At 55.6% G+C, this 8,240-nt stretch carries 7 protein-coding genes, 1 tRNA gene and 1 pseudogene; all 9 read right to left on the minus strand.

From position 1 onward, the window contains the following. Positions 1-57: 57 nt before the first annotated feature. Positions 58-4,085: pseudogene (rpoB, locus tag BFR47_RS08410) on the minus strand (DNA-directed RNA polymerase subunit beta). 224 nt (positions 4,086-4,309) lie between these two features. After that, positions 4,310-4,672, minus strand: coding sequence for a 50S ribosomal protein L7/L12 (gene rplL / locus BFR47_RS08415; RefSeq protein WP_071472643.1), 363 nt, complete (start codon positions 4,670-4,672; stop codon positions 4,310-4,312). A 54-nt stretch (positions 4,673-4,726) separates the two neighbouring features. Then, the gene (gene rplJ, locus BFR47_RS08420) at positions 4,727-5,230 is read right to left on the minus strand and encodes a 50S ribosomal protein L10 (protein WP_071472644.1); all 504 of its coding nucleotides are present in this window, start codon (positions 5,228-5,230) and stop codon (positions 4,727-4,729) included. Between the two features lie 240 nt (positions 5,231-5,470). After that, a complete protein-coding gene (gene rplA / locus BFR47_RS08425; RefSeq protein WP_071472645.1) occupies positions 5,471-6,169 on the minus strand; it encodes a 50S ribosomal protein L1 in 699 nt (232 codons plus the stop codon). Positions 6,170-6,173: 4 nt separating this feature from the next. After that, entirely contained in the window at positions 6,174-6,602 is a 429-nt protein-coding gene (rplK, locus tag BFR47_RS08430) for a 50S ribosomal protein L11 (RefSeq protein ID WP_071472646.1), read from the minus strand. 128 nt (positions 6,603-6,730) lie between these two features. Further along, positions 6,731-7,273 (minus strand): transcription termination/antitermination protein NusG, encoded by a 543-nt coding sequence (gene nusG, locus BFR47_RS08435; RefSeq protein ID WP_071472647.1) that lies wholly within the window; start codon positions 7,271-7,273, stop codon positions 6,731-6,733. A 9-nt stretch (positions 7,274-7,282) separates the two neighbouring features. After that, positions 7,283-7,654 (minus strand): preprotein translocase subunit SecE, encoded by a 372-nt coding sequence (gene secE, locus BFR47_RS08440; protein WP_071472648.1) that lies wholly within the window; start codon positions 7,652-7,654, stop codon positions 7,283-7,285. 64 nt (positions 7,655-7,718) lie between these two features. Beyond that, a tRNA-Trp gene (locus tag BFR47_RS08445) sits at positions 7,719-7,795 on the minus strand. Between the two features lie 52 nt (positions 7,796-7,847). Further along, the coding region (locus BFR47_RS08450) for an EF-Tu C-terminal domain-related protein (RefSeq protein WP_483869862.1) at positions 7,848-8,240 on the minus strand (393 nt) is incomplete at its 5' end.

Below are 8,240 nucleotides of genomic sequence, written 5' to 3' on the forward strand. Positions count from 1 at the left end.
GGCGCCCCAGTTCCCAAAAGAAAGGGGGCGCCGTTATTTCCGAGGCAGTCTGTCGCCTTAACTTTCGTCCAGCTCGATGTTGATACCGAGGGAGCGGATTTCCTTCAACAATACGTTGAAGGACTCGGGCATGCCCGGCTCCATGCGGTGATCGCCGTCCACGATGTTCTTGTACATCTTGGTCCGGCCGTTTACATCGTCCGACTTGACGGTCAGCATTTCCTGCAGAGTATAGGCGGCACCGTATGCTTCCAGTGCCCACACTTCCATCTCACCGAAACGCTGACCACCGAACTGGGCTTTACCGCCCAGTGGCTGCTGGGTAACCAGACTGTAGGAGCCGGTAGAACGGGCATGCATCTTGTCGTCCACCAGGTGGTTCAACTTCAGCATGTACATATAGCCCACGGTGACCGGACGCTCGAAGGTGTTACCGGTACGACCGTCGAACAGGGTGATCTGACCGGATTCCGGCAGATCAGCCAGCTTCAGCAGGCGTTTGATCTCGTGTTCGCGAGCACCGTCAAAGGCCGGCGTGGCAATCGGCATACCCTTGCGCAGGTTGTTGGCCAGCACCCGGACTTCTTCGTCGCTGAAAGTGGACAGATCCACTTTCTGCTGCACGTTGTCACCCAGATTGTAGACTTCCTGAATGAATTCACGCAGACGAGCCAGCTCCTGCTGTTCCTTGATCATGCGGTCGATCTTCTCACCGATACCCTTGGCCGCCAGGCGAGGTGCGTTTCGAGGATCTGACCGATGTTCATCCGCGATGGTACGCCCAGCGGGTTGAGCACGATATCAACCGGGGTGCCGTGTTCGTCGTGCGGCATGTCTTCCACCGGTACTATGGTAGAGATAACACCCTTGTTACCGTGACGACCGGCCATCTTGTCACCCGGCTGAATGCGACGCTTGACCGCCAGGTAAACCTTGACGATTTTCAGTACGCCCGGTGCGAGATCATCGCCCTGGGTGATTTTGCGACGCTTGTTTTCGAACTTCTTATCGAAGTCCGCTTTCAGCTCGGCATGCTGCTCGGCGAGCTGTTCCAGCTCGATTTGCTTGGCTTCGTCATCAATCGCCTGTTCCAGCAACTTGTTACGGGCAATTTTCTCGACCCGCTCGGCACTCTCGCCGGAGGCGATCAGCACGGAACGAGCCCGGGCGTAGATGCCGTCTTCGAGGATGTTGAATTCCTCGGTCAGGTCTTTCTTGGCCTGCTTGAGCTGCATGTGCTCGATGTCCTGAGCACGCTTGTCTTTTTCCACACCATCGCGGGTAAAGACCTGCACGTCGATCACGGTACCGTATACCGAGTTCGGCACCCGCAGGGAAGAGTCCTTAACATCGGACGCCTTCTCACCGAAGATGGCTCGCAGCAGCTTCTCCTCGGGGGTCAGCTGGCTTTCACCTTTCGGGGTTACCTTGCCGACCAGGATGTCGCCGGGCTGCATTTCTGCACCCACATAGACGATACCGGACTCATCCAGCTTGCTCAGCGCCGCTTCACCCACGTTGGGGATGTCGGCAGTGATCTCTTCCGGACCCAGCTTGGTGTCACGGGATATACAAGTCAGTTCCTGAATGTGAATGGTGGTCAGGCGATCTTCCTGTACCAGCCGCTCGTTCAGCAGGATGGAGTCTTCGAAGTTGTAACCGTTCCAGGGCATGAAGGCGACGCGCAGGTTCTGACCCAGCGCCAGTTCGCCCAGATCGGTGGACGGGCCATCGGCCAGTACATCACCGCCCAGTACCCGCTCGCCCGGCATCACGCAAGGACGCTGGTTGATACAGGTGTTCTGGTTGGAACGGGTGTATTTGGTCAGGTTATAGATGTCGATACCGGCTTCGCCCGGCAGCATCTCTTCTTCATTGACCTTGACCACGATACGGGAAGCATCGACATAGTCGACGATACCGCCACGCTTGGAGACCACGGTCACACCGGAGTCTACCGCTACCGCGCGCTCGATACCGGTACCCACCAGCGGCTTGTCGGCGCGCAGGGTCGGTACAGCCTGACGTTGCATGTTCGAACCCATCAGGGCTCGGTTGGCATCATCGTGCTCGAGGAAGGGGATCAACGAGGCGGCGACCGACACGATTTGCTGCGGGCTCACGTCCATGTACTGGACCTGATCGGCATTCATGTAGGTGGCTTCGCCCTTGTGACGGGACGGTACCAGTTCATCCAGCAGACGGCCGTTCTCATCGATGGCCGCGTTGGCCTGGGCGATCACGAAGTGACCTTCCTCGATGGCGGACAGGTAATCCACTTCGTCGGTGATCTGGCTGTCGACCACTTTACGATACGGGGTCTCGAGGAAACCGTATTCATTGGTACGCGAATAGCATGCCAGTGAGTTGATCAGACCGATGTTCGGACCTTCAGGCGTTTCGATAGGACACAGGCGACCGTAGTGGGTCGGGTGTACGTCTCGAACTTCGAAGCCGGCACGCTCACGGGTCAGACCGCCCGGGCCCAGGGCCGAAATACGGCGCTTGTGGGTCACTTCCGACAGCGGGTTGTTCTGATCCATGAACTGGGACAGCTGGCTGGAGCCGAAGAATTCCTTAACGGCAGCCGAAATCGGCTTGGCGTTAATGAGATCCTGCGGCATCAGGGTGTCCAGATCGCCCAGCGACAGACGCTCTTTGACCGCCCGCTCGACGCGGACCAGACCGACGCGGAACTGGTTCTCGGCCATCTCGCCCACGGAGCGGATACGACGGTTACCCAGGTGGTCGATATCGTCCACTTCGTCGTTACCGTTACGGATGGCGATCAACTGCTTCATCACGTCGACGATATCGGACTTGGTCAGGGTGCCGGCACCGTTTGATTCTTCACGGAACAGGCGACGGTTGAACTTCATCCGGCCCACGGTGGACAGATCGTAACGATCTTCGGAGAAGAACAGGTTCTCGAACAGGGTCTCGGCCGCTTCGCGGGTCGGCGGCTCGCCCGGACGCATCATGCGATAGATTTCCACCAGTGCCTCGAGGCGGCTGTTGGAAGAATCGATACGCAGGGTCTCGGACATGTAGGCGCCGTGATCCAGTTCGTTGGTGAACAGGGTTTCGAACTGCTTGATGCCGGACACAGACAGGTTGGCCAGGTTTTCCAGGCTCAGCTCGCTGTTGGCGGCAATGATCACTTCACCGGTATCGGCGTTGATGTAATCCTTGGCAGCCACTTTACCGACGGCATATTCCACCGGTACTTCAATCTGTTCAATGCCAGCTTTTTCGAGCTGACGGATGTGGCGAGCGGTAATACGGCGGCCGGTTTCCACCAGCACTTCACCATTCACCAGAATGTCGAAGGAGGCGGTGTCGCCACGCAGGCGCTCAGGCTTGAGCTCCATCATCAACTTGCCATCCATCACTTCGAAACGGGTGGTTTCGAAGAAAGTACCCAGGATGTCTTCGGTGGTGAACTCAAGCGCACGCAAAATGATCGACGCAGGCAGCTTGCGACGACGGTCGATACGAACGAACAGGTTGTCTTTCGCATCAAACTCAAAATCGAGCCAGGAACCACGGTAGGGGATCACGCGTGCGTTGTACAAGACCTTACCGGAAGAGTGGGTCTTGCCGCGATCGTGATCGAAAAACACACCCGGGCTGCGGTGCAGCTGGGAGACAATTACCCGCTCGGTACCGTTGATCACGAAGGTACCGTTTTCAGTCATGAGCGGGATTTCGCCCATGTAGACTTCTTGCTCTTTGATGTCCTTGACAGTACCGGCCGCAGCCTCTCTGTCATACAGGACCATACGCAACTTGACGCGCAGGGGCGCCGAGTAGGTCACGCCACGGATTTGACATTCCTGAACGTCAAACACGGGCTCACCCAGGCGGAAACTGACATACTGCAACTCGGCAGTGCCAGAATAGCTGGTGATGGGGAAAACGCTGCGGAAAGCCGCTTCCAGACCGTACTCGCCTTGCGGATCTGCTTCAATAAACTGTTTGAAGGAGTCAAGCTGGATTGATAGCAGGTAAGGCGTGTCCAAGACCTGGTCACGCTTACCGAAGTCCTTACGAATGCGCTTTTTCTCTGTGTAAGAGTAAACCATAGGGTTCCTCAGCTCGCTGATAAGTGACCCACTCTGTCCAAATGGGACAGCTCTAAAAACATCGTTTTTTGTCAGACCGGACGTCTCGACAACACCCGGTGGCTGGTACAACAAGAGGCACAAACGATGTGAAAATTCCTCTCATCCCACAGCGCAAAAGGGCCGGTGAATAAAGATTCACCAGCCCTAGCCTGATTACTCAGGCCGCTAAGCTATAGAATAGCTTATTTGAGCTCAACAGAAGCACCGGCTTCTTCGAGTTCTTTCTTCAGTGCTTCGGCTTCGCCTTTGCTCAGCTGCTCTTTAACAGCACAAGGAGCGGCTTCAACCAGACCCTTGGCTTCTTTCAGGCCCAGACCGGTAGCGCTACGAACGGCTTTGATAACGGCAACTTTGTTGGCGCCAGCAGCAGTCAGCATAACGTCGAATTCAGTCTGCTCTTCTACAACAGCAGCTTCGCCAGCAACGGCAACAGCAGCAGCGGCAGAAACGCCGAACTTCTCTTCCATTGCTTCGATCAGTTCAACAACTTGCATTACAGACATTTCTGCAACGGCTTCGATGATTTGGTCTTTAGTGATAGACATGACTCAAATTCCTAATGTTCTGAAGTTTTCGGTAATCAAGCAGCCAGAAACAGCTTAGGCGGCTTCGGCTTCTTTCTTGTCGCGCAGGGCAGCGATGGTACGAACCAGCTTGCCAGCAGAGGCTTCTTTCATGGTCGCCATCAGCTTCGCAATTGCTTCGTCGTAAGTCGGCAGTTTTGCGAGACGGTCAATATCGGCTGCGGGGATGAACTCGCCCTCGTATGCCAGACCTTTAACCTCAAACTCTTTCTGTTCTTTAGCAAAATCTTTGAACAGACGAGCGGCCGCACCGGGATGCTCGTTAGAGAAGGCGATCAAAGTAGGACCAACGAATACCTCTTTCAGGCACTCATAGCTGGTCTCTTCCACTGCCAGGCGAGCCAATGTGTTACGGACTACCTTGAGGTAGACACCGTTGTCACGGGCTTGCTTGCGCAGGGTGGTCATGGCAGCTACAGTAACGCCGCGAGAATCGGCAACTACTGCAGACAGGGCGCCCTTGGCAGCTTCGTTGACTTCAGCAACAATTGCTTTTTTGTCGTCGAGTCTTAATGCCATTGGCTAAACTCCTGGATCCACCTGGGATATACCCAGATTAAACACACGCCCCCGTTATCGGGAGCACCAAGGTGGCAGATTCCAGAAGAAAGGAATGCTTTCTAACTGGGTCCCGGCACCATCTACGCTGGAAAATTAAGACGATAAAGTCTCCAGCGGTCTTGGACGGGAGTCGAAGCCCCCAACCAAATTACAAGGCGCAAAATTCTACGAGAATCCGTGCGCCTTGTAAATGCTTAATTAAGCAACGTCCAGGCTAGCCTGTTCGATGGTCACGCCCGCACCCATGGTGGTGGACAGAGTAACCTTCTTGATGTACTGGCCTTTGGAGGAAGCAGGCTTGGCACGCTTGAGCGCGACCAGCAGGGCTTCCAGGTTGCCTTTCAGGTTTTCGGCGTTGAAATCAACCTTACCGATGGTGGTATGGATGATACCGTTCTTGTCGTTGCGGTAACGCACCTGACCGGCCTTGGCGTTTTTAACGGCTTCGGCAACGTTCGGGGTCACGGTACCCACTTTCGGGTTCGGCATCAGGCCGCGCGGGCCCAGGATCTGACCCAGCTGACCAACAACGCGCATGGCATCGGGAGAAGCGATAACCACGTCGAAGTTCATTTCACCTTTCTTGACCAGATCGGCCAGGTCGTCCATACCGACCAGCTCGGCACCGGCAGCCTTGGCGGCTTCGGCGTTTGCGCCCTGGGCGAATACGGCAACGCGAACGTCACGACCGGTGCCGTGAGGCAGTACGGTAGCGCCACGTACGTTCTGGTCGGATTTACGCGCATCGATGCCCAGGTTAACGGCAACATCAATGCTTTCTACGAATTTGGCAGTGGCCAGCTCTTGCAGCAGGGCAACGGCTTCGTTGATTTGGTACTCTTTGGTGGCGCTTACACGCTCACGGATAGTACGCATACGCTTAGTCAGTTTAGCCATCGTCTTAGCCCTCCACTACCAGGCCCATGGACCGGGCAGTACCTTCGATACAACGAACACGAGCGTCCAGATCGGCGCCAGTCATGTCCGGCTGCTTAACAGTTGCGATTTCTTCCAACTGAGCGCGGGTAACGGTACCAACTTTGTCGGTATTCGGTTTACCAGAACCGGACTTGATGCCGGCAGCCTTGCGCAACAAGAACGCCGCAGGCGGAGTCTTGGTTTCGAAGGTGAAGGAACGGTCGCTGTATACGGTGATGATAACCGGAGTAGGCGAGCCTTTTTCCAGGCTTTCTGTACGGGCGTTGAAGGCCTTACAGAATTCCATGATGTTAACGCCGTGCTGACCCAGAGCAGGACCAACGGGCGGACTCGGGTTAGCTGCACCGGCTGCAACCTGCAGCTTGATGTAGGCTTGTACTTTTTTAGCCATTTACAAATACCTCGTGATTGGGTAATAGCGCCTCGGAGTCTGGCTCCTTATCGGCTCCCCGGTGTTAAAAGGGCGGCAAATTGTAGTTTTATTTGCCGCCCCTCGCAAGTTTTATGGATGAATTTCGTTCAGGATTTTTCTACCTGTCCGAATTCCAGCTCCACCGGTGTAGAGCGACCGAAGATGAGCACCGATACCTTGACCCGGCTCTTCTCGTAGTCGACTTCTTCCACCACGCCGTTGAAGTCGGCGAAAGGACCGTCGGATACCCGGACCACTTCACCCGGTTCGAACAGGGTCTTCGGCTTCGGCTTGTCGATCGCATCCTGCAGGCGATTGAGGATGGCATCGGCTTCCTTGTCGGAAATCGGTGCCGGACGCTCGGGGGTGCCGCCGATAAAACCCATTACCCGGGGAATGCTGCGCACCAGGTGCCAGGTGGCGTCGTTCATCTGCATCTGCACCAGCACATAGCCGGGGAAGAATTTGCGCTCGCTTTTACGCTTCTGGCCAGCGCGCATTTCCACCACTTCTTCGGTGGGCACCAGCACTTCGCCAAACTGATCTTCCATGCCGTGCATCTTGATATGTTCACGCAGCGACTTGGAAACGCGGCCTTCATACCCGGAAAACGCCTGGACTACATACCAACGCATTCTTTGTTCTGACATGGCTAATCCTTAAACTCCGGTAACCAGATTGACCAACCATACCAGCAGGCCATCCAGCAAAAACAGAAAGAGGCCAACCAGAGCGGTGACGGCCAATACGATCAGGGTAGTCTGGATAGCTTCCTGGCGACTCGGCCAGACAACTTTGCGCATTTCCAGACGGGATTCTTTGGCAAAGGCAAAACTGCTCTTGCCTTTCTGGGTCTGATACGCCAGCAACCCGGCTACGCCCGCAGCCACCACCACGCCGGCAGCACGAATAACCACCGCCAGATCACTATAGAGATAATTGGCGACCACGGCCGCAATCAAAATAATGAAAACCAGCCCCCATAACAGGGTGTCTTTGGCCCCGCCCTGGCTCTCAGTGTTTGCACTCATAAGCTACCTGTCTAAAAACTTGAGTCTGTCACAGACGCGAAAACCCCGCTGTTGGCGAGGTAAGTGGCAGGGGCGGAGGGATTCGAACCCCCAACCGTCGGTTTTGGAGACCGCCGTTCTACCAATTGGAACTACGCCCCTAATACAAGAAAGCCCCTATTATAGGGGCTTTCCGATGCGATTGTAAGCGCAATTACTCGGTGATTTTGGCTACTACGCCGGCACCAACGGTACGGCCACCTTCACGGATGGCGAAACGCAAACCTTCTTCCATCGCGATGGGAGCAATCAGGTTGACGACCATCTTGATGTTGTCGCCAGGCATAACCATTTCAACGCCTTCCGGCAGTTCGATGGTACCGGTCACGTCAGTGGTACGGAAGTAGAACTGAGGACGGTAACCTTTGAAGAACGGAGTGTGACGGCCGCCTTCTTCCTTGGACAGCACGTAGACTTCGGATTCGAAGCCGGTGTGCGGCTTGATGGAACCCGGCTTGGCCAGAACCTGACCACGCTCGACGTCTTCACGCTTGGTACCACGCAGCAGAACACCTACGTTCTCACCGGCACGACCTTCGTCCAGCAG

The organism is Oceanisphaera psychrotolerans, from assembly GCF_001870485.1.
In the GTDB taxonomy this organism is placed as follows: Bacteria; Pseudomonadota; Gammaproteobacteria; order Enterobacterales; family Aeromonadaceae; genus Oceanimonas; species Oceanimonas psychrotolerans.